22 protein-coding genes are annotated in these 24,107 nt (G+C 62.0%); 18 read left to right on the top strand and 4 right to left on the bottom strand.

Annotated features, from left to right (window positions below; genetic code table 11):
• Nucleotides 1–350: 350 nt before the first annotated feature.
• From P3T17_RS23690 to pcaC, 5 genes are all read left to right on the top strand, one after another.
• Entirely contained in the window at nucleotides 351–1,055 is a 705-nt protein-coding gene (locus P3T17_RS23690; protein ID WP_074267651.1) for a 3-oxoacid CoA-transferase subunit A, read from the top strand.
• Nucleotides 1,056–1,066: 11 nt separating this feature from the next.
• Entirely contained in the window at nucleotides 1,067–1,726 is a 660-nt protein-coding gene (locus P3T17_RS23685) for a 3-oxoacid CoA-transferase subunit B (RefSeq protein WP_429409129.1), read from the top strand.
• A 132-nt stretch (nucleotides 1,727–1,858) separates the two neighbouring features.
• Complete coding sequence (locus P3T17_RS23680; RefSeq protein WP_429409128.1) at nucleotides 1,859–3,238, top strand: 3-carboxy-cis,cis-muconate cycloisomerase; 1,380 nt, start codon at nucleotides 1,859–1,861, stop codon at nucleotides 3,236–3,238.
• A 4-nt stretch (nucleotides 3,239–3,242) separates the two neighbouring features.
• Nucleotides 3,243–4,034: a 3-oxoadipate enol-lactonase gene (pcaD, locus tag P3T17_RS23675; RefSeq protein WP_429409127.1), complete on the top strand. Its 792-nt coding sequence runs from the start codon at nucleotides 3,243–3,245 to the stop codon at nucleotides 4,032–4,034.
• On the top strand, nucleotides 4,031–4,420 hold the full coding sequence (pcaC, locus tag P3T17_RS23670) for a 4-carboxymuconolactone decarboxylase (RefSeq protein ID WP_074267655.1): 390 nt from the start codon (nucleotides 4,031–4,033) through the stop codon (nucleotides 4,418–4,420). The genes pcaD and pcaC overlap by 4 nt, the downstream gene beginning before the upstream one ends.
• 19 nt (nucleotides 4,421–4,439) lie before the next feature.
• Here the strand turns inward: pcaC and P3T17_RS23665 are convergent, their stop codons facing one another.
• The 3 genes from P3T17_RS23665 to fdxA form a co-directional block, all read right to left on the bottom strand.
• Complete coding sequence (locus tag P3T17_RS23665; RefSeq protein WP_429409126.1) at nucleotides 4,440–5,144, bottom strand: TetR family transcriptional regulator; 705 nt, start codon at nucleotides 5,142–5,144, stop codon at nucleotides 4,440–4,442.
• 134 nt (nucleotides 5,145–5,278) lie between these two features.
• Nucleotides 5,279–6,379, bottom strand: coding sequence for an NAD(P)/FAD-dependent oxidoreductase (locus tag P3T17_RS23660; protein ID WP_429409125.1), 1,101 nt, complete (start codon nucleotides 6,377–6,379; stop codon nucleotides 5,279–5,281).
• A gap of 141 nt (nucleotides 6,380–6,520) precedes the next feature.
• A complete protein-coding gene (gene fdxA, locus P3T17_RS23655; protein WP_429409124.1) occupies nucleotides 6,521–6,844 on the bottom strand; it encodes a ferredoxin FdxA in 324 nt (107 codons plus the stop codon).
• A 266-nt stretch (nucleotides 6,845–7,110) separates the two neighbouring features.
• On the opposite strand from fdxA, the gene P3T17_RS23650 reads away from it, so the two are divergent.
• The 11 genes from P3T17_RS23650 (at nucleotide 7,111) to P3T17_RS23600 (ending at nucleotide 21,269) form a co-directional block, all read left to right on the top strand.
• Entirely contained in the window at nucleotides 7,111–8,730 is a 1,620-nt protein-coding gene (locus P3T17_RS23650; protein ID WP_429409123.1) for a 6-hydroxynicotinate reductase, read from the top strand.
• Between the two features lie 5 nt (nucleotides 8,731–8,735).
• The gene (locus P3T17_RS23645; RefSeq protein WP_429409122.1) at nucleotides 8,736–9,716 is read left to right on the top strand and encodes a UPF0280 family protein; all 981 of its coding nucleotides are present in this window, start codon (nucleotides 8,736–8,738) and stop codon (nucleotides 9,714–9,716) included.
• Entirely contained in the window at nucleotides 9,692–10,282 is a 591-nt protein-coding gene (locus tag P3T17_RS23640; protein ID WP_074267660.1) for an amino acid synthesis family protein, read from the top strand. The genes P3T17_RS23645 and P3T17_RS23640 overlap by 25 nt, the downstream gene beginning before the upstream one ends.
• 104 nt (nucleotides 10,283–10,386) lie before the next feature.
• Nucleotides 10,387–10,971, top strand: coding sequence for an amino acid synthesis family protein (locus P3T17_RS23635; RefSeq protein WP_074267661.1), 585 nt, complete (start codon nucleotides 10,387–10,389; stop codon nucleotides 10,969–10,971).
• A gap of 84 nt (nucleotides 10,972–11,055) precedes the next feature.
• Nucleotides 11,056–13,041, top strand: a complete 1,986-nt coding sequence (locus P3T17_RS23630; protein WP_429409121.1) for an ABC transporter permease — start codon at nucleotides 11,056–11,058, stop codon at nucleotides 13,039–13,041.
• Entirely contained in the window at nucleotides 13,038–13,853 is an 816-nt protein-coding gene (locus tag P3T17_RS23625) for an ABC transporter ATP-binding protein (RefSeq protein ID WP_429409120.1), read from the top strand. The genes P3T17_RS23630 and P3T17_RS23625 overlap by 4 nt, the downstream gene beginning before the upstream one ends.
• Nucleotides 13,850–14,563, top strand: coding sequence for an ABC transporter ATP-binding protein (locus P3T17_RS23620; protein ID WP_429409119.1), 714 nt, complete (start codon nucleotides 13,850–13,852; stop codon nucleotides 14,561–14,563). Before P3T17_RS23625 ends, P3T17_RS23620 begins: the two co-directional genes overlap by 4 nt.
• A gap of 79 nt (nucleotides 14,564–14,642) precedes the next feature.
• A complete protein-coding gene (locus tag P3T17_RS23615) occupies nucleotides 14,643–15,842 on the top strand; it encodes an amidohydrolase family protein (protein ID WP_074267665.1) in 1,200 nt (399 codons plus the stop codon).
• 31 nt (nucleotides 15,843–15,873) lie between these two features.
• Complete coding sequence (locus P3T17_RS23610; RefSeq protein WP_429409118.1) at nucleotides 15,874–16,389, top strand: (2Fe-2S)-binding protein; 516 nt, start codon at nucleotides 15,874–15,876, stop codon at nucleotides 16,387–16,389.
• Entirely contained in the window at nucleotides 16,386–20,006 is a 3,621-nt protein-coding gene (locus tag P3T17_RS23605; protein ID WP_429409117.1) for a molybdopterin cofactor-binding domain-containing protein, read from the top strand. The genes P3T17_RS23610 and P3T17_RS23605 overlap by 4 nt, the downstream gene beginning before the upstream one ends.
• 54 nt (nucleotides 20,007–20,060) lie before the next feature.
• Nucleotides 20,061–21,269 carry an ABC transporter substrate-binding protein gene (locus P3T17_RS23600; protein WP_074267668.1) on the top strand — a complete coding sequence of 403 codons (1,209 nt, stop codon included), beginning with the start codon at nucleotides 20,061–20,063 and terminating at the stop codon, nucleotides 21,267–21,269.
• Nucleotides 21,270–21,329: 60 nt separating this feature from the next.
• Here the strand turns inward: P3T17_RS23600 and P3T17_RS23595 are convergent, their stop codons facing one another.
• On the bottom strand, nucleotides 21,330–21,581 hold the full coding sequence (locus P3T17_RS23595; RefSeq protein ID WP_074267669.1) for a hypothetical protein: 252 nt from the start codon (nucleotides 21,579–21,581) through the stop codon (nucleotides 21,330–21,332).
• Between the two features lie 153 nt (nucleotides 21,582–21,734).
• Between P3T17_RS23595 and P3T17_RS23590 the strand changes: the two genes are divergently transcribed.
• Both P3T17_RS23590 and P3T17_RS23585 read left to right on the top strand, forming a co-directional pair.
• The gene (locus P3T17_RS23590; RefSeq protein ID WP_429409116.1) at nucleotides 21,735–22,256 is read left to right on the top strand and encodes a DUF6496 domain-containing protein; all 522 of its coding nucleotides are present in this window, start codon (nucleotides 21,735–21,737) and stop codon (nucleotides 22,254–22,256) included.
• 532 nt (nucleotides 22,257–22,788) lie between these two features.
• The gene (locus P3T17_RS23585) at nucleotides 22,789–24,063 is read left to right on the top strand and encodes a NupC/NupG family nucleoside CNT transporter (protein WP_429288086.1); all 1,275 of its coding nucleotides are present in this window, start codon (nucleotides 22,789–22,791) and stop codon (nucleotides 24,061–24,063) included.
• Nucleotides 24,064–24,107 lie beyond the last annotated feature (44 nt).

Below are 24,107 nucleotides of genomic sequence, written 5' to 3'. Positions count from 1 at the left end.
AGATCGCCAGATCAAGATATTGAATATCCTGAACAGGTTAAACAAGCGGGGACTTCTTTTCTTTCGTCAGAATTTTTACCGGGCAGGTGGGATAAAAGCGGATCATGGATAGCCCCGCCTTGACAAGCGCAAGCAGCAGCTTTCATAATGCGCCAATGCGTTCGCTAAACGAATCAGTGTTCGTATATCGAACAAATTCGCGAACAAACTGCGTGTTGATCGAATCCGGTCGGCGCGCCATGACCAGGACGTGGAGACCGTCCCGCAAACCGTTCCGCGTGGTTCGCCAAAGCAGGCGTGCCGTGACGGCGCGAGCGGCACGGTACGGCGCGTCCCTTAGGGAATTCGACATGATCAACAAGATTTTCGAGTCACTTCAGTCGGCGGTCGCCGATGTGCACGACGGCGCGACCGTCATGATCGGCGGTTTCGGCACGGCCGGCATGCCGTCCGAACTGATCGACGCGCTGATCGAGCAAGGCGCGCGCGAGCTCACCATCGTCAACAACAATGCCGGCAACGGCGACATCGGCCTGGCCGCGTTGCTAAAGGCCAGGCGCGTGCGCAAGATCATCTGCTCGTTCCCGCGCCAGACCGATTCCTATGTGTTCGACGCGCTCTACCGCGCCGGTGAGATCGAACTCGAACTGGTGCCGCAGGGCAATCTCGCCGAGCGTATTCGCGCAGCAGGTGCGGGTATCGGCGGCTTCTTTACTCCGACCGCGTACGGCACGAAACTCGCGGAGGGCAAGGAAACGCGCCTGATCGACGGCAAGCATTACGTGCTCGAGTCGCCGCTGCATGCGGATTTCGCGCTGATCAAGGCCTTCAAGGGCGACCGCTGGGGCAATCTGGTGTATCGCAAGACGGCGCGTAACTTCGGCCCGATCATGGCGAGCGCGGCGAAAACTGCGGTTGTGCAGGTGTCGAAAGTGGTGCCGCTCGGCGAACTCGATCCGGAAGTGATCGTCACCCCCGGCATTTTCGTGCAACGCGTGATCGAAGTGCCGCAAGCCACGCATGAAGCAGAGCTCGCATCCGCGACCGCAGCCTGAGGAGACCCGACATGAAAAAACTGACCCGCGATGAAATGGCGAAGCGCGTCGCTCAGGACATCCCTGAAGGCGCGTATGTGAACCTCGGTATCGGCGTGCCGACGCTGGTGGCCAACCACCTCGCTGCAGACAAGGAAATTTTCCTGCACAGCGAAAACGGTCTGCTCGGCATGGGCCCTGCACCGGCACCCGGCAAGGAAGATGACGAACTGATCAACGCCGGCAAGCAGCACGTCACGTTGCTGACGGGCGGTGCGTACTTCCACCATTCGGACTCGTTCGCGATGATGCGCGGCGGCCACCTGGATTTCTGCGTGCTCGGCGCATTCCAGGTATCGGCCAAGGGCGACCTCGCGAACTGGCATACCGGCGCGCCGGATGCGATTCCGGCAGTCGGCGGCGCAATGGATCTGGCCATCGGCGCCAAGCAGGTGTACGTGATGATGGAGCACCTGACCAAGCAGGGCGAAAGCAAGATCGCTGCCGAGTGCACCTATCCTGTCACAGGCGTGGCCTGCGTGGATCGCATCTACACCGACCTGGCGATGATCGACGTCACCGCAGACGGCCTCGTGGTGCGCGAGATTTTCTCGGACATCGATTTCGACGCGCTGCACAAGCTGACCGGCGTGCCGCTGATCGACGGCATCCAGGCGGCACGCGCTGCGTGACCTCAGCGCGGCATTGGCGACTATGGTGTAACGTGTCTCGCGTGTCCATTGTTTCCGAAGGCCGCGCGTGCTCCGCTTGCGCGTAGATTCGGACGCTCGGACGATATCCTCTCTCCGTTTTTTCAATTCACCATGCTCGAAGCCAGCGCCCGTCTGACCGGTCTCATCTGCGGCACGCAGCCAATGAACGATGTCTGGTCGCCCCGCGCCACGCTGCAAAGAATGCTCGATGTCGAAGCGGCGCTCGCGCGGGCCTCGGCGCAGCACAACGTCATTCCGCAATCGGCGGTGGCCGCGATCGAAGCGGCTTGCCAGGCCGATCAACTGGATGCCGACGCGCTCGCACGCGACGCGGCGCTCGGCGGCAATCTGGCCATTCCGCTCGTCAAGCAACTGACTGCGCGCGTGAAGGCGGCGGACGCAGAGGCGTCGAAATACGTCCACTGGGGCGCGACGAGCCAAGACATCATCGATACCGCGACCGTCCTGCAACTGCGCGACACCTTCGATCTGCTTGGCCCGCATCTGCAATCTACCTGCGCAGCGCTCGCTGTGCTTGCCCGCACCCATCGCGCGACGCCAATGATCGGCCGGACCTGGTTGCAGCAGGCTTTGCCGATTACGCTGGGTCTGAAATTCGCGCAGTGGCTCGATACGTTACTGCGTCATCAAGAACGGCTCGATGCGTTGCGCCCTCGCGTGCTGGCACTGCAATTCGGCGGCGCGGCCGGCACGCTTGCGAGTCTGCGCGACGCAGCGCCGGAAGTAACGCAAGCGTTAGGCAAAGAGCTGGACCTGAGCGTGCCCGCGGTGCCGTGGCATACGCAGCGCGACCGTATCGCCGAAACGGCCTCATGGCTCGGCATGCTGATCGGCACGCTTGGCAAGATTGCTCGCGACATCTCGCTGCAGATGCAAACCGAACTCGGCGAACTGGCCGAACCGGCCGCGGCGGGCAAGGGCGGTTCGTCGACGATGCCGCATAAACGCAATCCCGTCGGCTGCGCGGCCGTGCTAACCGCCTCGACGCGCGCGCCGGGGCTCGTCGCTACCGTGCTTGCAGGCATGGTGCAGGAACACGAGCGTGCCCTCGGCGGCTGGCAGGCAGAGTGGGACGCACTGCCCGATCTCGCGCGGCTCGCAGGTGGGGCGCTTGCCAACATAGAACAGATCGTGAGCGGTCTCGACGTCAACGTCGAACGGCTCGCGAGCAATCTCGAAGTTACGCATGGTCTGATCCTCGGCGAATCGGTGATGCTTGCGCTGGGCGACCGCATAGGCCGGCTCGACGCGCATCATCTGGTAGAGCGGGCTTCGAAAACAGCGGTGCAATCGGGGCAAACGCTCTTCGACGTGCTCGCCGCCGATACCGCAGTCACCGAACATCTTCCGGTCGAGCAACTGCAGCGCCTGCTCGATCCGGCTCAATACGTCGGCCAGGCACACGCCTATGTAGACGCTGTGCTGGCTCTTCACAGCGAGCGCGCTGGCCGCGCACCTTCCCAGGAGTAACGGAATGCCCTACGCCGCAGTCAACGGCATCGAGCTTCACTATCGGATCGACGGCGACCGTCATGGTCACGCGCCGTGGATCGTGCTGTCGAATTCGCTTGGCAGCGATATGTCGATGTGGGCGCCGCAAGTCGCCGCGCTATCGAAGACGTTTCGCGTGTTGCGCTACGACACGCGTGGCCACGGTCATTCGGAAGCGCCGAAGGGGCCGTACACGATCGAACAGTTGACGGGCGACGTGATTGGCCTGATGGATACTCTGAAGATCGCCAAGGCGAATTTTTGCGGCCTCTCGATGGGCGGACTGACCGGCGTCGGCCTCGCGGCCCGTCACGCGAACCGCTTCGAACGCGTCGTGCTGTGCAATACGGCAGCGCGCATCGGTTCGCCGGAAGTCTGGGTGCCGCGTGCCGAACGGGCACGCAAGGAAGGAATGCTGACGCTTTCCGAAGCGGTTTTGCCGCGCTGGTTCACCGCCGAGTTCATCGCACGCGAACCGCTGATCTTCTCCGTGATCCGCGATGTTTTCGTCCACACGGACAAGGAAGGCTACGCCAGCAATTGCGAAGCGATCGATGCCACCGATCTGCGTCCCGAAGCGCCTGGTATCAAGCTGCCGGTGCTGGTGATTTCCGGTACGCATGATCTGGCCGCGACGCCCGCGCAAGGCAAGGAGCTCGCAGCATCGATTCCTGGCGCGCGCTATGTCGAGCTCGACTCCTCGCATATCTCCAACATTGAGCAGGCTGACGCCTTTACGAAGACCATCCTCGACTTCCTCACGGAGCAGCAATGAACGACGACGAACGTTACGAAGCCGGAATGAACGTGCGCCGCGCCGTGCTGGGCGACGCGCACGTAGAGCGGTCTTTGGCCAACCGCACCGAACTCACCGAGGAATTCCAGAACTTCATCACGCGTTATGCATGGGGCGAGATCTGGACGCGCGAAGGTTTGCCGCGTCATACCCGCAGCCTCGTGACGATCGCGTTGATGGTTTCGCTCAATCGCAGCGAAGAACTCGCGCTGCATCTGCGCGCCGCGAAGAACAACGGCGTGACCCGCGACGAGATCAAGGAAGTGCTGCTGCAGACCGCAATCTATTGCGGCGTGCCTGCGGCTAACTCGGCGTTTCATCTGGCCGACAAGCTGTTCCGCGAGGAAGACGGGGCAAAGGCGTAAGCGCCAGCCCTGGTCAGCCCTATACCGAAGCTTTTTCGCTCTCTGTGCCGGCCACCTCGGCCGGCACTTCTGCCAACACCGCTCGCAGTACCGTCTCCTTGATGACCTCGCGCCAATGCGCGAGTGCCGCCTTGTCCATCAGCGACTCGCCCAGAAACGCGCCAAGCGTGTACTGATTGGCGTTATAAAAATACCCTAACGACGCGATCATGATGTACACATCGCGCGCCGCGATGCTGCTACGAAACACACCCTTGTCCTTGCCCGCATCCAGCACTTTCTGGACCACAGAAATCGCGTAGCCGGAAATCTCACGCAGCTTGGACGATTTCTTCGAGTGCTTACCCTGATGCAGATTTTCGCTGGACAGCAGCGTGACGAACTCGGGGTGATCGAGGTAGTACTGCCAGACAAATTCGACCATCTGCTGCAGGCCATGCACGGGATTGTCCAGATCCAGGTCGAGCCGGCTTTCGGCTTCATTGAACTGCGAGTAGATCGTCTCCAGCACTTCGACGAACAGTTGCTCCTTGCTGCCGAAGTAGTAGTAAATCATCCGGTCGTGCGAGCGCGCTGCTTTTGAAATGCTTTCGACCCGGCCGCTTGCATAGCCTTGCTTAGCGAATACCTTGATGGCTGCTTTCAGGATCTTTGCGCGCGTATCCTGGGCCTGCTTCGCGCGGATGCCGGTAGCGCCCGTCTTGCGGGCGGCAGTTGGACTCATGGGCGGCCTCGGTTCTCTCTGGTGATGGTTCTGATGCATCTACTCACAAAACTAGGCACAAAACTGCGGGCCAGCGGTTTCCGCCGCCGGCCGTTGTCATCATACCGCCCGGATGCAAACGGGCAAGCACGTCATTAATCGAACACCGGCGACTCCACACCCAGCACCTTGTGCAGTTTAGTGCTGGTTGTTGTGTACTGCATATGAATCTTCTTGTCCGGGAAAATATAGGGCGCAGCACCGAATGCTGCCAGCGCGGCTTCATGGAATCCCGAGAGAATCAGCTTCTTTTTGCCGGGGTAGGTGTTGATATCTCCAACCGCAAAGATGCCCGGCACATTGGTTTCGAACTTCTCCGTATCGACGCCTACCTGTTTGCGTTCAATATCCAGTCCCCACTGGGCAATCGGCCCAAGCTGCGGGGAGAGTCCGAAGAACACCAGCAGATGATCGAGTTCGAGCGTGCGCGTGACGCCGTCACCGCCCGTCACCTTGATGCGATGAAGCGCTTCATGATTGTCTTCGAAACCGCTTACCTGGCCGACCAGACATTGCATGCGAAGATCGTCGCAGAGCGCGCGCATTTTTGCTACTGATGCAGGCGCCGCGCGGAAGTCATCGCGCCGGTGCACGAGGATCACGCTTTGCGCGACGTCCACGAGATTGAGTGCCCAGTCCAGCGCGGAATCGCCGCCGCCGCAGATCACAATGTCCTTGTCGCGGAACAGTTCTGGATCGCGCACGCGGTAGAACAGTTGCCGCCCGTGGTATTTGTCGATGCCTGCGACTTTCAGCGTGCGTGGCTGGAACGAGCCCACCCCCGCTGCAATAAAGATGGTTTTAGTCACGAACTCGGTGCCTTTGCTGGTGCGCACGAAGAAGCGCCGGTCTTCCAGACGCTCGACGATCTGCACTTCCTGCCCGAGGTGAAACGTTGCGCCGAACGGTTCGATCTGCTTCAACAGATTGTCGGCCAACTCCTGACCGGTGCAGATCGGCACCGCAGGAATGTCGTAAATCGGTTTATCCGGGTACAGCTCGACGCACTGGCCGCCTACTACCGGCAGCGAATCGATGACATGCGCCTTGATTTCAAGCAGCCCCAGTTCGAACACCTGGAAGAGGCCGACCGGCCCTGCACCGACGATCAATGCGTCGGTTGTGATGGGCGATGGCGGTTCGGCATGGGTGTCCTGCGTATCGTGAGAGGCGGGGTGGTCAACAACTTCGTTCATGGGTTTCTCCTGCGATCGGTTGAGGGAAAAACAACGGGGGAACGAGGAGCCGGATACGCATGCCGGGGAGGCTGCGGTGCGGCGAAATCAGAGTGCTGAACGGCGGCGGCACGGAACGCATGGGACGCGGCATGGCACGCCTCAGCGCTCGAGCAGATGCAATTTTTCCGTGACGTCTTTCCATGCATCGGCGTCGGGCAACGGGTCTTCACGCTTGCTTAGCACCGGGAACACGCCGGTCAACTCGGCGTTCAGCGCGGTGAACGTCTGTTGGGCTGCAGGCAGGTCTTCTTCGGCGTAAATTGCATTGACGGGGCACTCGGCTACGCAGACCGCGCAGTCGATGCATTCGTCTGGATCGATCACCAGCATGTTCGGTCCGGCGTGGAAGCAGTCCACCGGGCAGACGTCTACGCAGTCGGTATAACGGCAGCGGATGCAGGCTTCTGTCACGACATGTGTCACGGCGAAACTCCTTCTGCATAGGGCCGCGGCGCAGACAATGGCGCGCCGCAACATGACCAGTGACCAGGGAAAAGACGTTGCGCAGTCTATTTTGATCGAGTAGATTTCTATCAAGTTTGATGTAGTGCATACTACACGAACGGTTAGTGACCGCAACATTTTTCAAAATGCATGCCGGTGCGGGTCACACGAATATGCCTTGAAACAAGGGCTATTTCGTCAACCGGGCAGGGCCGATTGTAATGTCGTCGTATGGGAACCCCAACATGACCGAACATACGAAGGTCGATTTCGGTGCAGACCGTGTGGATGGCGAAACCGCCTCCACGCCCGGTCCTACCGTGCTCGAAAAAGCGGCGCCCCGCAGCGAGCGGATGGCGGGCAACAAGATCGAATGCAATGCGTGTCCCGTGCTGTGCCAGATCTCCGAAGGCCGCACCGGAGCTTGCGACCGCTATGCAAATGCGGACGGGCGGTTGATCCGCGTTGATCCGGTGGTGTTCATGGCGCCGTCGCTTGCGTCCGGCAAGCCCACGGACGAAGCAGCGGTGATCGAATTTGGTGCATCTGCCGGCGTGAACGGAGCTTCGCCGGCGGCACTCCAGGCTCAGGAGCAGGCGCTGTTTGTAACCGGCGTAGGCGCGTCGTCTACCTATCCTGACTACAAGCCGGCGCCCTTCATCGTTTCTTCAAAGCTCGACGACGTCGACATGGTGACGGTCGTCACCGAGGGCATCTTCAGCTACTGCAGTTTCAAGGTAAAAATCGATACCGACCGTTTTCTCGGCCCCGAGCAATCAAATGTGCGTTGCCAGGGCGAGATCGTCGGCCACGTGACCACGGCCGAATACGGTTCGCAGATGCTGAGCCTCGGCGGCGTCCACCATCTGACCGGCGGCAGCAAGAAAGAGGGCCGCGTGACCTGCGAGATGATGCTCGAACTCGGCAACAAGCAGCCGGTGGAGCTGACCATCGACGGCGGCGCGAGTCTCGTGATTCGCGCCGGCGCGGCGCCGATCGTGGATGGCGTCGAAGAGCAGCGCATGCGTGTGGGTTGCGGCTCGGCCACCATCGGCATATTTGCCAAGCAGTGGTTCGGGCATGTCGACGAAGTAGTGGTGGTCGACGATCACATTACCGGCGTGCTAACCGAGCATCAGGCGGGACGATGCCTCGGCATGACGCGTTCAGGTCTGAAGATTCGCGGCCGCAAATCGACACCGGGCCGTTATTTTCAGGTTGCGAACCCCGGCACGGGATGGGGCGGCACGGACATCTCGGACCCGCTTGCCATCGTTGAGGGCTTTGATGCCGCTGTAGCGCAGCCCGGTATGCGTTTGTTGATGGTGTCCACCACGGGCGAACATGCGCAGTGGTACGAACTGGATGCGAATCTGGTGCCGCGAGTGATGGAGATGCCCGAAGCGGTTCGTCGGACCGTGGAGCGGATTGGCGAAAACTGCGAGCCATCGCTGGCTACGGTGCTTTTCCTGGGCGGCGCGGGTGGCAGCCTGCGCGCCGGCGCTACTGAGAATCCCGTTCTGCTGACCCGTGCGATCAAACAGCGTCTGGTGAACGTGACCTGCGGCGGGGCGCCTGCGTACGTATGGCCTGGTGGTGGTATCACCGTCATGGTAGACGTGACGCGTATGCCGGACCGTTCGTTCGGTACGGTGCCCACACCCGCTATCGTGGCGCCGATCGAATTCACCATGAGCTATGACGTTTACCGCGATCTCGGCGGCCACCTCGATGCCGTTCGTTCGCTGGAAAGCGTGCTCGCTCACGGACCAGATCATGTGGAAGGAGCGCCGCTCGGGCGCCGTACCCTCGTGCGTCACCCTGACAACCCTTGGCCGCTCGGCACACCACCGATGCTCGGATGACGCCCATGACCGCAACCCGCGCGCCCCTCGACGCCACACGCTGGCACCTGCATCACGGCCCGATCGATCTGATCATCGGCGCCGATGGTGACGCCGCGGCGGTACAGGCTGCGCATGAAGCGTGCTGGGCGCGCTTCACGACGATCCTCGACGAACTGGTGGCCGAGTTGCCGAAGTTACGCCAGCCCGTGCCGCAGGATGCGTCGAGCGCGCCATGCAAAGGCGCGGTCGCACGCCGCATGTGGGACGCCTGTTATCCGCACCGGGCCCGCTATATCACGCCGATGGCTGCAGTCGCGGGCAGCGTGGCCGATGAACTGATCGCGGCATTCGCGCGGCCCGGCGTATCGCGGGCGTTCATCAACAACGGCGGCGATATTGCGTTGTATCTTGGCGAGGGCCAACATTACCGGATCGGCGTGTTCACCGATCTGGCTGAATTTGAAGGCGCGAGCCTGGCCAATGGTCCCGATGCCGGCTTGAATGAAGGCCTCAAGCTCGACGCCAACCTGACGCTCGACGCTGCGTCGCCGGTGCGCGGTATTGCAACGAGCGGCTGGCGTGGCCGCAGTTTCAGCCTCGGCATCGCGGATAGCGTGACCGTGCTGGCGCGCAGCGCCGCCGCCGCCGATGCCGCTGCAACGATGATCGCCAACGCGGTCGATCTGAAGCACGCGGATATCGTGCGCCAGCCGGCTTCGTCGCTGAAAGACGATAGCGACCTCGGCGACTTGCTGGTCACCGTCGATGTGCCGCCGTTGCCGCAACCGCTGGTCGATTTCGCGCTCGCCTGCGGTGCGCAGGAAGCGAGACGTCTGCACGAGCAAGGTTTGATCGAAGGCGCCGCGCTGTTTTTGCAGCGGCGCGTGAGTGTCGTCGGCATGACGGGTTTGCGTGCGCCGCTGACCGCTGGCAGCGGCTTGCGCGTGACCCATAACACCCAATATCCAACGGAGGCTCCGTGTTCGAAATCCGCCGCGTGCTGACGCACGTCGAAGACATTTTTCACGAGTTCGGACCGCCGCCTGCGCAACCATTGCGCAAGGGCGCGATTGCCGCGGTGATGACGAATCCGTTTGCGGGCCGCTACGAGCCGAAGATCGAGCACGCCATGGAAGCGCTCAAGCCGATCGGCATCGATCTGGCCCAGCGTCTGCTTGCCGCGATGGCCGTCCCGCATGCGGCAATCGAGAGCTACGGCAAGGGAGCAATCGTCGGCGCGGCGGGTGAACTGGAACACGGTGCGCTATGGCACGTGCCGGGCGGCTACGCCATGCGTGAACTGCTGGAGAAGAACGGCGTGCCGACCAACGCGATCGTGCCGTCGACCAAGAAGGTCGGTGCACCCTCCACGGCGCTCGATGTACCGATGACTCATGTGAACGCGAGCTACGTGCGCAGTCATTTCGATGCGATCGAAGTCTGCGTGCCCGGAGCGCCGGCAGCGGACGAAGTGGTCTACATCCTCGTCATGAGCACGGGGCAGCGCGTGCATGCGCGGGTAGGCGGTCTCGCGAAAGAGGCGATTGTCGGGAAGGACGGCCTGCGCTAGGCCACCGCGACGTAGCGTAGTGGCAGACACGTAGACACGGTCAACGCAGGGTCAAGGCAAACCGGGCTCACGCAAACCCGGCGAACCCATACACGGAGAGCGAAATGGCAATCAAGCTTCGCAAGCTGGTAGTTCAGGTAGATGAAACACGCATTGAAATGGGCCAGACGATCGATCCGCCGACGCGTCGCGCGGTGGCCATCGCCGTCATCGAAAACCCCTACGCGGGCCGCTTCGAACCTAAACTCGATGCACTGATCGAGGCGGGTGAAGAACTTGGCGCGCTGCTCGGCAAGAAGTGCGTCGAAGCGCTGGGCATCGAACCCGGCGAGGCGCAAAGTTACGGTAAGGCGGCGATTGTCGGCGAGGCGGGCGAGTTGGAGCACGCTGCGGCGATCCTGCATCCAAAGCTTGGTGCGCCGCTGCGCGTTGCAGTGGAGAAGGGGGCGGCACTGGTGCCGTCGGCGAAGAAAATGGGCACGCTGGGTACTGCCATCGACGTACCGCTTGGCCATAAAGACGCCGCCTTCGTGCGCAGCCATTTCGACGCCATCGAAGCACGCGTTGCCGATGCGCCGCGCGCCAATGAAATCGTGGTGGCGGTCGCGGTGACGGCCTCGGGCCGGCCGCTGCCGCGCATCGGTGGATTGCAGGCGAGCGAAATCAAGGGCGAAGACGGTTTGCGTTGAATAGTTTCGCTGGTACTGTGCTGCCCGTGAGGTGCGTATGAGCGTGCCGCGCATGGGATGGATGGCAAGCCGCTAAGGATTACGATGCTTTCGAATCTGCTGGTACAACTGGTCAACGGACTCGCCGATGCGTCGACGCTGTTTCTCGTCGCCGCGGGCCTGTCGCTGATCTTCGGCGTGACGCGCATCGTCAACTTCGCGCACGGCTCGTTCTATATGTTCGGCATTTATGTCGCGTATACCTTTGCGAGCCGCTTCGGCCACACCGTAGGCGGCTACTGGTTTTCGGTGCTGGCGGCGGCGCTGGTTGTTGCGGTACTGGGTGCGCTGGTCGAAATGATCGTACTGCGGCGCATCTACCAGGCGCCGGAGCTGTTCCATTTGCTGGCGACCTTCGCGCTGGTGCTGATCTTCCGTGATGCCGCGTTATGGCTGTGGGGTCCGGAAGATCTGTTCGGGCCGCGTTCGCCGCATCTGGGAGGTGCCATCAATCTGCTCGGCCACCCACTGCCTACCTACGATATCGCGTTGATCATCATCGGCCCGCTCGTATTGCTGTTGCTCTGGTATGCGCTTACGCGCACGCGCTGGGGCACGCTGGTGCGCGCGGCGACACAGGATCGTGAAATGCTCGGCGCGCTGGGTATCAATCAGGCCTGGCTGTTTACCGGGGTGTTCTTCGTTGGCGCATTTTTAGCAGGCCTGGGCGGCGCGTTGCAAGGGCCGCGCATGTCGGCGAATCTGTCGCTTGACCTCGAGACGATCGGCAATGCATTTGTGGTCGTGGTGGTGGGCGGTATGGGATCTATTCCCGGTGCGTTCGTCGCTGCCTTGCTGATTGCGGAGATCAAGGCGCTGTGTATTGGCATCGGACACGTGTCGATTGGCGGGATCGACTTTTCGCTAAGCCGCTTCACACTGGTTGCGGAATTCGTCGTGATGGCCGTCGTGCTCGTTGTGCGGCCTTGGGGTCTGTTTGGCCGCGCAACTGCCGCGGTGCGCGGCATGGCTGCGCCGGAAGCGCCGCTGCGGCCCGCGGGCAAGCGTCTGAAGCGGCTGGCGGTAGCGGTGCTTGCCGCGCTGGTGCTCGCGCCGCTTGCGGCCAAGGCGTTCCCGTATATGCCCATCCTGCTGGTCGAGATCATGATTGCGGTGTTGTTTGCCACTAGCCTGCACTTCATCATGGGACCGGGAGGCATGCACTCATTCGGGCACGCTGCGTATTTTGGCCTTGGCGCTTATGGAGCCGCATTGTTTCTCAAGGTGCTCAACTTGCCGATGGAAGCAGCGCTCCTGCTTGGGCCATTGCTCGCTCTCGCCGGAGCACTGGTGTTCGGCTGGTTCTGCGTGCGACTGTCTGGCGTGTACCTCGCCATGTTGACGCTGGCGTTTGCGCAGATCGTATGGTCAGTCGTGTTTCAGTGGGACGATGTGACGGGTGGCAGCAACGGCGTGCTCGGATTGTGGCCGTCGAACTGGTTGTCCTCGCCGGTTGCGTATTACTACCTGACGCTAGTGTGCGTCGTGATCTGCGTCTGGTTGCTGCGGCGCATGCTGTTCTCACCGCTTGGCTATGCCATGCGAGCTTCGCGCGATTCCGGCTTGCGCGCCGAGGCAATCGGCATTGACGTCAAGCGGGTGCAATGGGCGTCGTTTGTGATTGCATCGGTGTTTTGTGGTCTCGCGGGCTCCCTGTACGCGTTTTCGAAGGGCACGATTTCGCCTGAAGTGATTAGCGTGAGCCGTTCCGTCGACGGACTCGTCATGGTGCTGCTAGGCGGTCTGCAGACCCTCGCCGGGCCGATCGTCGGTGCGGCGGTCTTTACCTGGCTGCAGGATACCGTGGCGCGGCAGACCGACTACTGGCAAGCACTCCTTGGCTTTGCCATCCTGCTGCTGGTGATCGCGTTCCCGCAAGGCATCGTAGGTTTCGTCCGTGAGCGCTTCGGCGACGACGATACTGGCACGAAGAATGGTCACGCGGGTGGATCGGCCGAAGCGGAGCGGGCTGCCGCCGGTCCAGTGTCAACCCCGTCATCGCAGGCCACTGCGATGAAGGAGGGTCTATGAGCCTCCTGCGCGTCTCGGGCCTGTCTAAATCATTCGGTGGCCTTAAAGCGGTCGACGATGTCTCCTTCGATCTCGAAGCCGGTCAACTGCTCGCGCTGCTCGGCCCGAATGGCGCTGGAAAATCGACCTGCTTCAATATGGTCAACGGGCAACTTCGGCCGTCGTCGGGTTCGATCCGCCTCGACGATCACGAACTCGTCGGCATGCGGCCACGCGATATCTGGCGGCTCGGCGTGGGCCGCACGTTCCAGATTGCCGCGACCTTCAACTCGATGACCGTGCTTGAAAACGTGCAGATGGCGTTGGTGTCTCGCGAACGCAAACTGTTTGGCCTGTGGAAGGCCGCCGGATCGTGGTATGCGGATGAAGCATTCGGCCTGCTCGAGCAGGTAGGCATGGCCGCCGACGCGCATCGCGCCTGCGGTGTGCTGGCCTATGGCGACGTCAAACGCGTCGAACTTGCTATCGCCATGGCGAACCGCCCGAAGCTTCTCCTGATGGACGAGCCGACCGCCGGCATGGCGCCCAAGGAGCGCAACGATCTGATGGCGCTGACCAAGCGCCTGGTCACGGAACACAAGATCGGCGTGCTGTTCACCGAACACAGCATGGACGTCGTGTTTGCCTACGCTGACCGCATGATCGTGCTGGCGCGCGGCAAGCTGATTGCCGAAGGCAGCGCAGAGACGATCCGCAACGACGCTCGCGTGCAGGAAGTCTATTTCGGCACCGGCAAGACCTTCCAGGCGCATGCGGCGCTGGAAGACGACCATCACAACGGCCAAAGCGGTCGCCAAGGGGCCTTGCAATGAGCGAGCCGATGCTGAAAGTCTCAGGCCTCAACGCGTTCTACGGCCGCGCGCACATCCTGTTCGACGTTGGCCTCGAAGTCGGGCGCGGCGAGGTAGTGGCGCTGATGGGTCGCAACGGCGCGGGGAAATCGACCACGATGAAGGCGGTGATGGGGCTGTTGCCGCGTCGCCAGGGCGAAGTGCGTTTCCGCGGCGCCGACATTGGATCGCTATCGCCGTATCGGATTTCCCGCATGGGAATGGGCTTCGTGCCCGAGGACCGTCGCGTGTTCTCCGATCTCACGGTGCTGGAAAACCTCGACACAGGTCGGCAACCGCCGCGCGAAGGCGCGCCGCAGTGGACCCCGGAAAAGCTGTTTCGCCTGTTCCCCAATCTCGGCGAGATGCCGAGACGTCCCGGCGGCCAGATGAGCGGCGGTGAGCAGCAGATGCTGACCGTCTCGCGCACGCTGATGGGCAATCCGTATCTGGTGCTGCTCGACGAACCGTCGGAGGGCGTGGCGCCCGTGATCGTCGAACAGATGGCGAACATGATTCTCGAACTCAAGCGCGAAGGGCTGTCGATTCTGTTGTCCGAACAGAACCTGCACTTCGCCGAGCTGGTCAGCGACCGCGCGTATGTCCTTGAAAAAGGGCAGATCCGCTTTAGCGGCACGATCGGCGAACTCGCGAAGAACGAAACAGTCAGGCGCGCTTACTTGAGCGTCTGATTCCTGCGACGCGGTCATACGCCTCGCGCAATGCGCGCGTGTGGCCGCCTCGGGTAGTCGTTGCGAAAGGGAGAAGCAGATGGCAGCAGAGACGTTGACAGGGTTGTCGGGGAAGGTTGTCGTAACGAACATCGGCCTGCTGTTATCGGGCGATATCGATCAGCCGATTCTCGATGCCGACACGCTGGTGATCGACGATGGCGTGATCGTCGCGGTTGGCAAGGAGAAAGACTGCGACCTCGAAGGCGCGCGCACCAAGGTCGATTGCAAAGGCACGGCGGTGGCGCCTGGCCTGATCGATTCGCACGTGCACCCCGTCTTCGGCGACTGGACGCCGCGCCAGAACCAGATGGGCTGGATCGAGTCGAACCTGAACGGCGGCGTGACGACCATGATCTCAGCCGGCGAAGTGCACTTGCCAGGACGTCCTAAGGATATCATCGGGGTGAAGGCGCTGGCGATTACGGCGCAGCGCTCGTTCGAAGGCATGCGCGGCGCGGGCGTCGGCGGAGGCGTTAAGGTATTGGCCGGCGCGCCGGTGATCGAAAAGGGCATGGTCGAGGAAGACTTCAAGGAACTGTCGGAAGCGGGCGTAAAGCTGCTCGGCGAAGTCGGTCTCGGCAGTGTCAAGGCCGGCGAGGAAGCGGGCCAGATGGTCGCCTGGGCGCGCAAGTACGGGATTCAAAGCACGATTCACACGGGCGGCCCGTCGATCCCCGGCTCGGGTCTGATCGACAAGGACGTAGTGCTCGCGGCTGACGCGGACGTTATCGGTCACATCAATGGCGGCCACACGTCCTTGTCTTATCGTCACGTCTGCGACCTGTGCGAGCAATCCACACGCGCACTGGAAATCGTCCACAACGGGAATGAACGCATTGCATTGCTGACCGCGCGTCATGCGATCGAACTCAAGTGTCCGCACCGCATCATTCTCGGCACCGACAGCCCGGCCGGCTCTGGCGTGCAACCGCTTGGCATTCTGCGGATGATCGCGCTGATCTCGAGCCTCGCTGACGTTCCGGCGGAAATCGCATTCTGCTTTGCGACTGGCAACACGGCGCGGCAGCGCAATCTGCGGCAAGGGCTGATCGAAGTGGGCCGCCCCGCGGATCTCGTGTTCATGGACCGTGCGCAGCATACGGCCGGCAGCACGTTGCTCGAGAGCGTACAGCTTGGCGACATTCCGGGCGTTGGCATGGTGATGATCGACGGCCTGATCCGTTGCCGGCGTAGCCGTAATACGCCGCCGGCGACCGAAGTGCCGGTGGTTGTCTGAACGCGCGCAGCGACCTGCCGGCGTGGTGGCCATGAACCGTCCCGAGAACCTCACGCTTAGGGTGAATGGGGCGAGGCATGTCGTCAGTGCCAGCGCCGACACGCCTCTGCTCTATCTGCTGCGTAACGACCTGGCGCTGAACGGTCCGAAGTTCGGCTGCGGGCTGGGCGAGTGCGGCGCATGCACGGTGCTGCTCGATGGTATGCCGACCCGCTCGTGCGTAACGACGGCGAGGGTTGCGGAAGGGCGGGAGATCACCACGCTCGAAGGATTGGGCACGCGTGCAGCACTGCATCCGGTGCAGCAGGCGTTCATCGACGAACAGGCCGCGCAGTGCGGCTATTGTCTCAACGGCATGATCATGACCGCGAAAGCGCTGCTCGACCGCGATCCTCATCCCAGCGACGCCACCATCCGGCGCGAGTTGTCACGCAACCTGTGCCGCTGCGGTACGCATGTCGAGATTCTGCGTGCAGTGCATCGTGCCTCCGAATTGCTGGCAGCACGCCGTCGCGAGCATGAAGGGCTTGAAGGAGAGCACGCATGACGGGGCCGGACGTGAGCGTCGAGCGTCAGCCTCTGTCGCGGCAGCAGCTCGACGACATGCAGAACGTGCTGGTCGTCGTACGGCCGCCGCAAGCGCCGGTAAAACCCGCGATCGGGCAACCTGGATCGCGCTCGTCATTTGTGCCGACATTGGCCGATGTGTTCCTCGTCGTGCGTGGCGACGGCAGCGTGGTGGCGTTTAACGGCCACGTCGATTTGGGGACGGGCATCGGCACGGCGCTCGCGCAGATCGTCGCCGAAGAGCTCGATGTGCCGCTCACGCGTGTCTCGATCGTGCTCGGTCACACCACCGAGGCGCCAAATCAGGGGCCAACCATTGCGAGCGCAACGATCCAGATTTCCGCCGTGCCGTTGCGTCTGGCCGCGGCGCAGGCGCGGCAGTACCTGATCGGGCAAGCGGCGTTGCGCTTTGGCGTCGGCGCGCAGACGCTGGACGTTCGCGATGGCATCGTGCATCGTCGTGACGAAGACCGGGCGCAAGGAATCGGTTACGGCGAACTGATCGCTGGGCGGCGTATCGAGCTGACGCTAGCAGCGGATACGCCTTTGAAGCCGCCTGAGGCGTATCGGATCGTCGGCAAAAGCACTGCGCGCATCGACATTCCGGCCAAGGCGATCGGCGAACTGATGTTCGTGCATGACGTGCGTCTGCCGGGCATGTTGCACGGCCGGGTAGTGCGGCCGCCCTATGCGGGCGTCGCGCAAGGCGACTTTATCGGCAACAGCCTGCTGCATGTCGACGAAGAATCTGTGCGCGATCTGCCCGGCATCGTCAAGGTGGTTGTGATCCGCGATTTCGTAGGCATCGTCGCGGTGCGCGAGGAGGTCGCGCAGGAGGCGGTAAAGCGGCTCGACGTGCAGTGGAAAACAGTGGAAGGCCTGCCGGCGCTCGAAACCAGCGAGGAGGTCGAGGCCGCCTTGCGCGCGAATCCTTCGACGCGCCGGGATCTGCTGATCGAGGGTGATGTCGACGCGGCGCTGGCGCAAGCGGACAACACGCTCGAACGCACGTACGTCTGGCCGTTCCAGATGCATGCGTCGATCGGACCGTCGTGTGCGGTGGCCGACTATCGCGACGGTGTGCTTAAGGTCTGGTCCGGTACACAGAACCCGCATTCGCTGCGCGCGGATCTGGCGTTGCTGATGTCGCTGGAAGAAACGCAGATTGAAGTGGTGCGCATGGACGCTGCCGGTTGCTACGGTCGCAATTGCGCCGACGACGTAGCCGCGGATGCCGCTTTACTCTCTCGCGCGGTGGGCAGTCCAGTGCGCGTGCAACTGTCTCGCGAAGACGAACACCGGTGGGAACCGAAAGGCGCAGCGCAATTGATGGACGTGCGTGGCGCTGTGGACGCGAATGGCCAGCTCACGGGCTACGACTTCTCCACGCGTTACCCCTCGAACGATGCACCCACACTTGCGCTGCTGTTGACCGGAGCGATCTCGCCGCAGCCGCAGGTGTTCGAAATGGGCGACCGCACGTCCGTCCCGCCCTATGACTACCGCACGATGCGCATCGTTTGCGACGACACGCCGCCGATTGTCCGCGCCTCGTGGCTGCGTGGCGTATCGGCGTTGCCCAACACGTTCGCACACGAATCGTTCATCGACGAACTGGCCGCCGACGCGGGTGTCGATCCGGTCGAGTTCCGTCTGCAGCATCTAACGGATCCGCGCGCGATCGATCTCGTCAAAGCCGTTGCAGAGAAAGCTGGCTGGGAACCCCGCAGCGTCGCGCTCAAAGCGCAAGACGCAGAGGAAGAGGAAGGCGACATCGCGCGCGGCAGAGGCTTCGCTTACGCGCGCTACGTGCACAGTAAATTCCCCGGCTTTGGCGCGGCATGGGCGGCATGGGTCGCGGATGTCGAGGTGAATCGCAAGAGCGGCGAACTGGCGGTGACGCGTGTGGTAGTCGGTCAGGACACCGGAACGATGGTGAATCCAGATGGTGTCCGTCACCAGATTCACGGCAACGTGATCCAGGCGACGAGCCGCGCGTTGAAAGAGCGCGTGACTTTCGGCAAGAACGAAGTGACGAGCCAGGAGTGGGGCGCGTATCCGATCCTGACGTTCCGCGAGGTGCCGGTCATCGAGGTGGTGATGATGCCGCGCCACGGCGAGCCGCCCATGGGTACGGGCGAATCGGCGTCGCTGCCTGGTGCGGCTGCGATTGCAAACGCGCTGTTCGATGCGACGGGTGTGCGGTTTCGCAGGCCGCCGTTCACGCCGGAAGTGATTCGGGCCGCGCTCGCCGACGGCCCGGCGCAGGCGGCCGCGGCCGCAACCGCGCGCAGGAAAAAGCGCTGGCGTTTCGGTTTCCTCGGCGCATTGGCTGCAGGTACCGCGGGCTGGTTAAGCATGGCCTCGTTCGCACCTCAGCCGATTGCCCCGATCACACCGCCTCTAGCGACTTCGTTTGCACCCGGGTTGATCGCACGCGGCAAACTGCTCGCCTCGCTTGGTGACTGCGCCGTCTGCCACACGGCACACAACGGCGTGCCGAACGCGGGAGGTCTCGCGCTGGATACACCGTTCGGCACGATCTACACCACGAATATCACGCCGGATGAGCAGACGGGCATCGGCAACTGGTCGTTCGACGCGTTTGCACGGGCGATGCGCAAGGGCATCCATCGCGATGGACGGCACCTATACCCCGCTTTCCCGTACACGTCGTTCAAGAACGTATCGGACGATGACCTTCAGGCGTTGTATGCCTACCTGATGTCGCAAACGCCGGTACGCTCACGTCCGCCTGAAACGAAGCTGGCGTTTCCCTTCAGCGTGCGGCCCCTGATGGCCGCATGGAACACCATGTTTCTGAAGCGCAATACGTTCACGCAGGAGGCAACGCAAACCGCGCAATGGAATCGCGGAGCCTATCTGGTCAACGGCCTCGGCCATTGCAGCGCATGTCATACACCGCGCAATGCATTCGGCGCCGAGAAAACCGGCGCGGCGTTTCTTGGCGGCGGTATAGCGGAAGGCTGGGAAGCGCCTGCGTTGACGACACTTTCGAATGCGCCCGTGCCGTGGACCGAAGACGAACTGTTCAGCTATCTGCGCTTTGGGCACGCGCCGCTGCATGGCGTAGCGGCCGGCCCGATGGGATCGGTCGTCAGCGAGCTGGCTTCCTTGCCGGACAGCGATATCCGCGCCATGGCGAATTACCTTGCCTCGCTGAACCCCGCGGGTCCTAATGCGAATCCAGAAGCGCTGGCGCGCGAATACGAGCAGGCCAGCGCGGCTACGCCCACAGCGTCGAGCATGGGCGCACGGCTGTTCGACGGCGCCTGCGCGGCGTGCCATCACACCGGCAGTGGACCGACGCTATTCGGTGCGCATCCGTCGCTCGCGCTTAACACGAATCTGCATAGCGCAGCGCCCGATAATCTGATTCGCGTGATTCTGGACGGCATCAACTCGCCTGCACGGCCCGAACTCGGTACGATGCCGGCTTACCGCGACAGTTTCAACGATGCCCAGGTAGCCGAACTCGTGTCATACCTGCGTCAGCAATTCGCGGGCGGCAAGCCCGCATGGCAAGACGTCGAGGCAAGCGTGGCGCGTATTCGCGCGACATCGCGCGCCGATTGATTCGCTGTACCCGCATTTGCCTTCTCGCACCCACTACTGATAACGGAGAAACGCATGACCACACGTGCAGGATGGATCTCTCGTCTGACTGTTTCGTTGACGCTCTCGCTGACGGCGCTTGGGGCCGTGGCCCAGGAGACGATCAAGATCGGCGAAATCAACAGTTATAAGGCCCAGCCGGCCTTTCTCGGTCCTTACAAGAACGGCTGGAATCTCGCGCTCGACGAGGTGAACGCCTCGGGTGGCGTGCTCGGCAAGAAACTCGAAGTCGTCTCGCGCGACGACAACGCCAACCCTGGCGATACGGTACGCGTCGCGCAGGAGCTGGTGACGGGCGAAGGCGTGCAGGTGCTGTTCGGCGGCTTCCTGTCGAATACCGGCCTCGCGCTGGCCGACTACGCGAAGCAGCGGCATGTTTTCTTCCTCGCGGCCGAACCGCTGACCGACAAGATCGTCTGGGCCGACGGCAACAAATATACATACCGTCTGCGTCCTTCCACCTATATGCAGGTCGCGATGCTGGTGCCGGAAGCGCTCAAGCTGCATAAAAAGCGCTGGGCGCTGGTGTATCCGAACTACGAGTACGGTCAGTCGGCGGTGGCGACTTTCAAGAAGCTGATGCAGGCTGCCCAACCCGATATCGAGTTCGTGTCCGATCAGGCGAGCCCGCTAGGCAATCTCGACGCTGGCGCGGTGACCCAGGCCATCGCCGATGCGAAACCCGATGCGATCTTTAACGTGCTGTTTGGCGCTGACCTCGGCAAGTTCGTCCGTCAAGGCAATACGACGGGATTGTTCAAGGACCGTAGTGTGGTTTCGCTGCTGACGGGCGAGCCGGATTATCTGGATCCGCTTGGCGCCGAAGCGCCGACCGGCTGGATCGTGACCGGCTACCCGTGGTACTCGATCGATACGGCTGCGAACAAGAAGTTTGTCGATGCGTATCAGGCGAAGTATCACGACTATCCGCGTCTCGGTTCGGTGGTCGGATATTCCGCGTTGATGTCGCTTGCGGATGGGCTGAAGAAAGCCGGTTCTACCGATCCTGACAAGCTGGCCGCTGCATTCAAGGGCTTGAGCGTCGACACGCCGTTTGGTCCGGTGTCGTATCGCGCGCAGGACAACCAGTCGACCATGGGCGCTTTTGTCGGCGTGACGGGCGTGAAGGACGGCAAGGGCGTGATGACGTCGTTCCACTATATCGACGGCGCGAGCGTGCAGCCTTCGGACGCCGAAGTGAAAAAACTGCGTCCGGCTGATTGATTGCATGTTAAAGCGGGCCAGGCGTGGCGGGTGCGGTGAAAATCGCCGCGCCTGCGTTCGCTACTCTTCGGCGTCGTGCTCGGCGACGAAACGCTTCAGGTAAGCAAGCACAGCCGCTTCCGCGGCGCGATGATCGGCGCAGCTTTTCGAACCGGCATTTTCCTCGTCGCCGAACAGCGTCGACGGTGCGTTATGCACATCCACTTCCTGTCCCTCGCGAAACACGCGAATCTCGTGGACGTCCTCGGCATATTCGGCAATCCAGTGCACGCCTTCGATGTGGGCACCTGCTCGTAAGGTGGGTATCTTCATGCGGCTTCTCCCGGATGGTCCGAAAACCGTAGAGTCGGCGCAGCTGCCGGCCCTTGCTATAACCATACGCCGTCCGCGCGGATACCGCACGTTTTTGCCAAGGCACAGGGGTTGCTGCGTGATACAGGCCAACAGCCAATCTGGAGGACTGTCATGCCTGAACAGAAAACCATCCACCGTGCCCACGCGGACAAGCGCGCCGGCAAAGCCTCGAGTACCCAGGCCGGGGAGTTCGTCAAGGAAGAGGTCGACCGCGTGTGCGCCGGCAAGCACGGCGTGAAATCGGCCAAGCAGGCCATCGCCATCGGTCTGTCGAAGGCGCGCCGTGCCGGCGTCGATCTGAAGGCGCCGAAGAAGGGTACGACCAGCGAAGCGACGCGCAAGAAGGCCGCCAAAGACAACGCGGCGGGCCAGCACAAGACCGCAGCCAAAAGCACCAGCACTGAATCCAAGGCAAAACGCGCGCGTGCCGCCACTACAGCGCTAAAGCGCGAGAGCGGACGCGGCACGTCGAGTGCGGCGATGTCGAAACAGGCGAAGAGTTCTGCGGCCCGCCGGCCCGCAGCGAGCCGTTCGGCGGCGGCGAAAAAGGCGGTCGCCACCAAGGGCACCGCGGGCCGTTCGGCCGCGGCGAAAAAAGCCGCTCATACGAGAGCGGCGCGCTCGCATCATTGAGTTGGGCGCAAAAGCGGTAGAAGGGCGGCGGTACCACGCCGCCGCCTGATCTTGCCTTCCGTGCAATGCGGATGGGCGAATGTAATAAATGCAGAACCCTTACCCCACGTAAGTCTGGGTAATTTCGCGCTACGGTCGGGTCGCTTGCACGACGCGCGGCCAGGCGATCAAAATCCTGCGTCCTCACAAAACCCTTGTACTTTATTTTTTTGTTCATCTATAACCTGACCGATAGGACAGGATTGAAGCTCGAAAAGCCCAACGATGCGCGATGCATCGATGCGGCTTCCCTATAACGACGCGACGTAGAAGTTCATCGCACTGCAGCATGTCGAAGTGAATGGACCGTTCGCCGGCCGAGGGTGGACGTACGTGTCTTTGCGCTGCACTATACGGTGCCCGCTTGGGCGACGTACTGGATAAGATCGACAAAAGAGACGACAGGAGGAAGATAGGTATGCGAAGGGAAATTTAATCCGCTTTGTGACCATCCGCTCATCCCCAATTCTAATTTCCAAACAGCGAGCACAACGTGGATATCTTACGCAGTCTGTGTGGCATTGTTTTTCTGTTGCTGATCGCTTACGTGTTGTCGACCAATCGAAGTGGTATCCGTTTGCGCACGCTGATTCCCGCGCTCCTCGCGCAGGTGTCGATCGGTGCGCTAGTGCTGTTCGTGCCGCTTGGCAGCGCAGCGCTGGCAGCCGCCGCGCGTGGTGTCAACAATGTGCTGCAGATGGGCGACCGCGGCGTGTCGTTCATGTTCGGCGGTCTCGTCGACGCAAAAATGTTCCAGCTCTTCGGCGGTGGCGGTTTCGTTTTCGCGTTGCGTGTGCTTCCCATGATCATCTTCGTCACTGCGCTGATTGCGGTGCTGTACCACATCGGCGTGATGAAGTGGATCATCAACGGCCTTGGTGTCGTGTTCGAGAAGCTGCTGGCTGTGACCCGAGTTGAGGCATGTTCCGCGGTAGCTACGATCTTCCTCGGCCAGAGCGAGATGCCGGCTTTCGTCAAGCCGTTCGTCCGCGAGATGACGGGCGCTGAGTTGTTCGCGGTCATGTCGAGCGGAATGGCTTCGGTGGCGGGTTCGGTGCTGGCCGGCTATGCGGGCCTCGGCGTCAACCTGGAGTATCTGCTAGCCGCGTCGTTCATGGCCATACCGGGCGGCCTGCTGTTCGCCAAGCTGATCTTCCCGACCACGGAGCCAAGCCGGGTGGTGCTGGAAGGGCTGCATTTCGACGAAAGGAAATCGGCCAACGTGATAGAGGCGGCGGCAGCAGGCGCCTCGATTGGCCTGAGAATCGCCATCAACGTCGGCGCCATGCTGATTGCGTTTATTGGCCTGATCGCGTTGCTGAATTCGACCGTCAGCGGAATCGCGGGTCTGTTCGGTCATCCGCAGATCACGCTGCAAAGCATCCTCGGCTGGGTGTTTGCACCGCTCGCGTGGTTAATCGGCGTACCGTGGCACGACGCACCGCTCGCCGGCAACTTTATCGGTGAGAAGCTGATCCTCAACGAGTTCGTCGCATACGTCGATCTGTCGCCGTACCTGAAGGGCGCCCAGTCGGTCGCGGCGGCCGGCTTGCAGGTGCTGGATCCGAAGACGCTTGCGATCGTGTCGTTTGCACTGTGTGGCTTTGCTAATTTTTCTTCGATCGCGATTCTCACGGGCGGTTTTAGTGCCGTTGCCGCGGAACGCCGTGCGGAAGTGGCGCGCTATGGATTGCGTGTCGTAGCGGCTGCTACGCTATCGAACCTGATGAGCGCCGCCATTGCGGGGATTTTCCTGTCGTTTCATTGAGTCCGTCCGTCACCGGAACGCCAGGGGCTCCTACCTTTTCTTAA

This window comes from Paraburkholderia sp. GAS82, from assembly GCF_050436285.1.
Lineage (GTDB): Bacteria > Pseudomonadota > Gammaproteobacteria > Burkholderiales > Burkholderiaceae > Paraburkholderia > Paraburkholderia phenazinium_B.
The sequence above is the reverse complement of the archived record's forward strand: the minus strand, read 5'-3'. Positions and strand labels throughout refer to the sequence as shown.

Bases quoted from the DNA above. Each gene is read 5' to 3' on its own strand.
- P3T17_RS23690 (WP_074267651.1), top strand. From the start codon at position 351: ATGATCAACAAGATTTTCGAGTCACTTCAGTCGGCGGTCGCCGATGTG.
- P3T17_RS23685 (WP_429409129.1), top strand. From the start codon at position 1,067: ATGAAAAAACTGACCCGCGATGAAATGGCGAAGCGCGTCGCTCAGGAC.
- P3T17_RS23680 (WP_429409128.1), top strand. From the start codon at position 1,859: ATGCTCGAAGCCAGCGCCCGTCTGACCGGTCTCATCTGCGGCACGCAG.
- pcaD (WP_429409127.1), top strand. From the start codon at position 3,243: ATGCCCTACGCCGCAGTCAACGGCATCGAGCTTCACTATCGGATCGAC.
- pcaC (WP_074267655.1), top strand. From the start codon at position 4,031: ATGAACGACGACGAACGTTACGAAGCCGGAATGAACGTGCGCCGCGCC.
- P3T17_RS23665 (WP_429409126.1), bottom strand. From the start codon at position 5,144: ATGAGTCCAACTGCCGCCCGCAAGACGGGCGCTACCGGCATCCGCGCG.
- P3T17_RS23660 (WP_429409125.1), bottom strand. From the start codon at position 6,379: ATGAACGAAGTTGTTGACCACCCCGCCTCTCACGATACGCAGGACACC.
- P3T17_RS23650 (WP_429409123.1), top strand. From the start codon at position 7,111: ATGACCGAACATACGAAGGTCGATTTCGGTGCAGACCGTGTGGATGGC.
- P3T17_RS23645 (WP_429409122.1), top strand. From the start codon at position 8,736: ATGACCGCAACCCGCGCGCCCCTCGACGCCACACGCTGGCACCTGCAT.
- P3T17_RS23635 (WP_074267661.1), top strand. From the start codon at position 10,387: ATGGCAATCAAGCTTCGCAAGCTGGTAGTTCAGGTAGATGAAACACGC.
- P3T17_RS23630 (WP_429409121.1), top strand. From the start codon at position 11,056: ATGCTTTCGAATCTGCTGGTACAACTGGTCAACGGACTCGCCGATGCG.
- P3T17_RS23625 (WP_429409120.1), top strand. From the start codon at position 13,038: ATGAGCCTCCTGCGCGTCTCGGGCCTGTCTAAATCATTCGGTGGCCTT.
- P3T17_RS23620 (WP_429409119.1), top strand. From the start codon at position 13,850: ATGAGCGAGCCGATGCTGAAAGTCTCAGGCCTCAACGCGTTCTACGGC.
- P3T17_RS23615 (WP_074267665.1), top strand. From the start codon at position 14,643: ATGGCAGCAGAGACGTTGACAGGGTTGTCGGGGAAGGTTGTCGTAACG.
- P3T17_RS23610 (WP_429409118.1), top strand. From the start codon at position 15,874: ATGAACCGTCCCGAGAACCTCACGCTTAGGGTGAATGGGGCGAGGCAT.
- P3T17_RS23605 (WP_429409117.1), top strand. From the start codon at position 16,386: ATGACGGGGCCGGACGTGAGCGTCGAGCGTCAGCCTCTGTCGCGGCAG.
- P3T17_RS23600 (WP_074267668.1), top strand. From the start codon at position 20,061: ATGACCACACGTGCAGGATGGATCTCTCGTCTGACTGTTTCGTTGACG.
- P3T17_RS23595 (WP_074267669.1), bottom strand. From the start codon at position 21,581: ATGAAGATACCCACCTTACGAGCAGGTGCCCACATCGAAGGCGTGCAC.
- P3T17_RS23590 (WP_429409116.1), top strand. From the start codon at position 21,735: ATGCCTGAACAGAAAACCATCCACCGTGCCCACGCGGACAAGCGCGCC.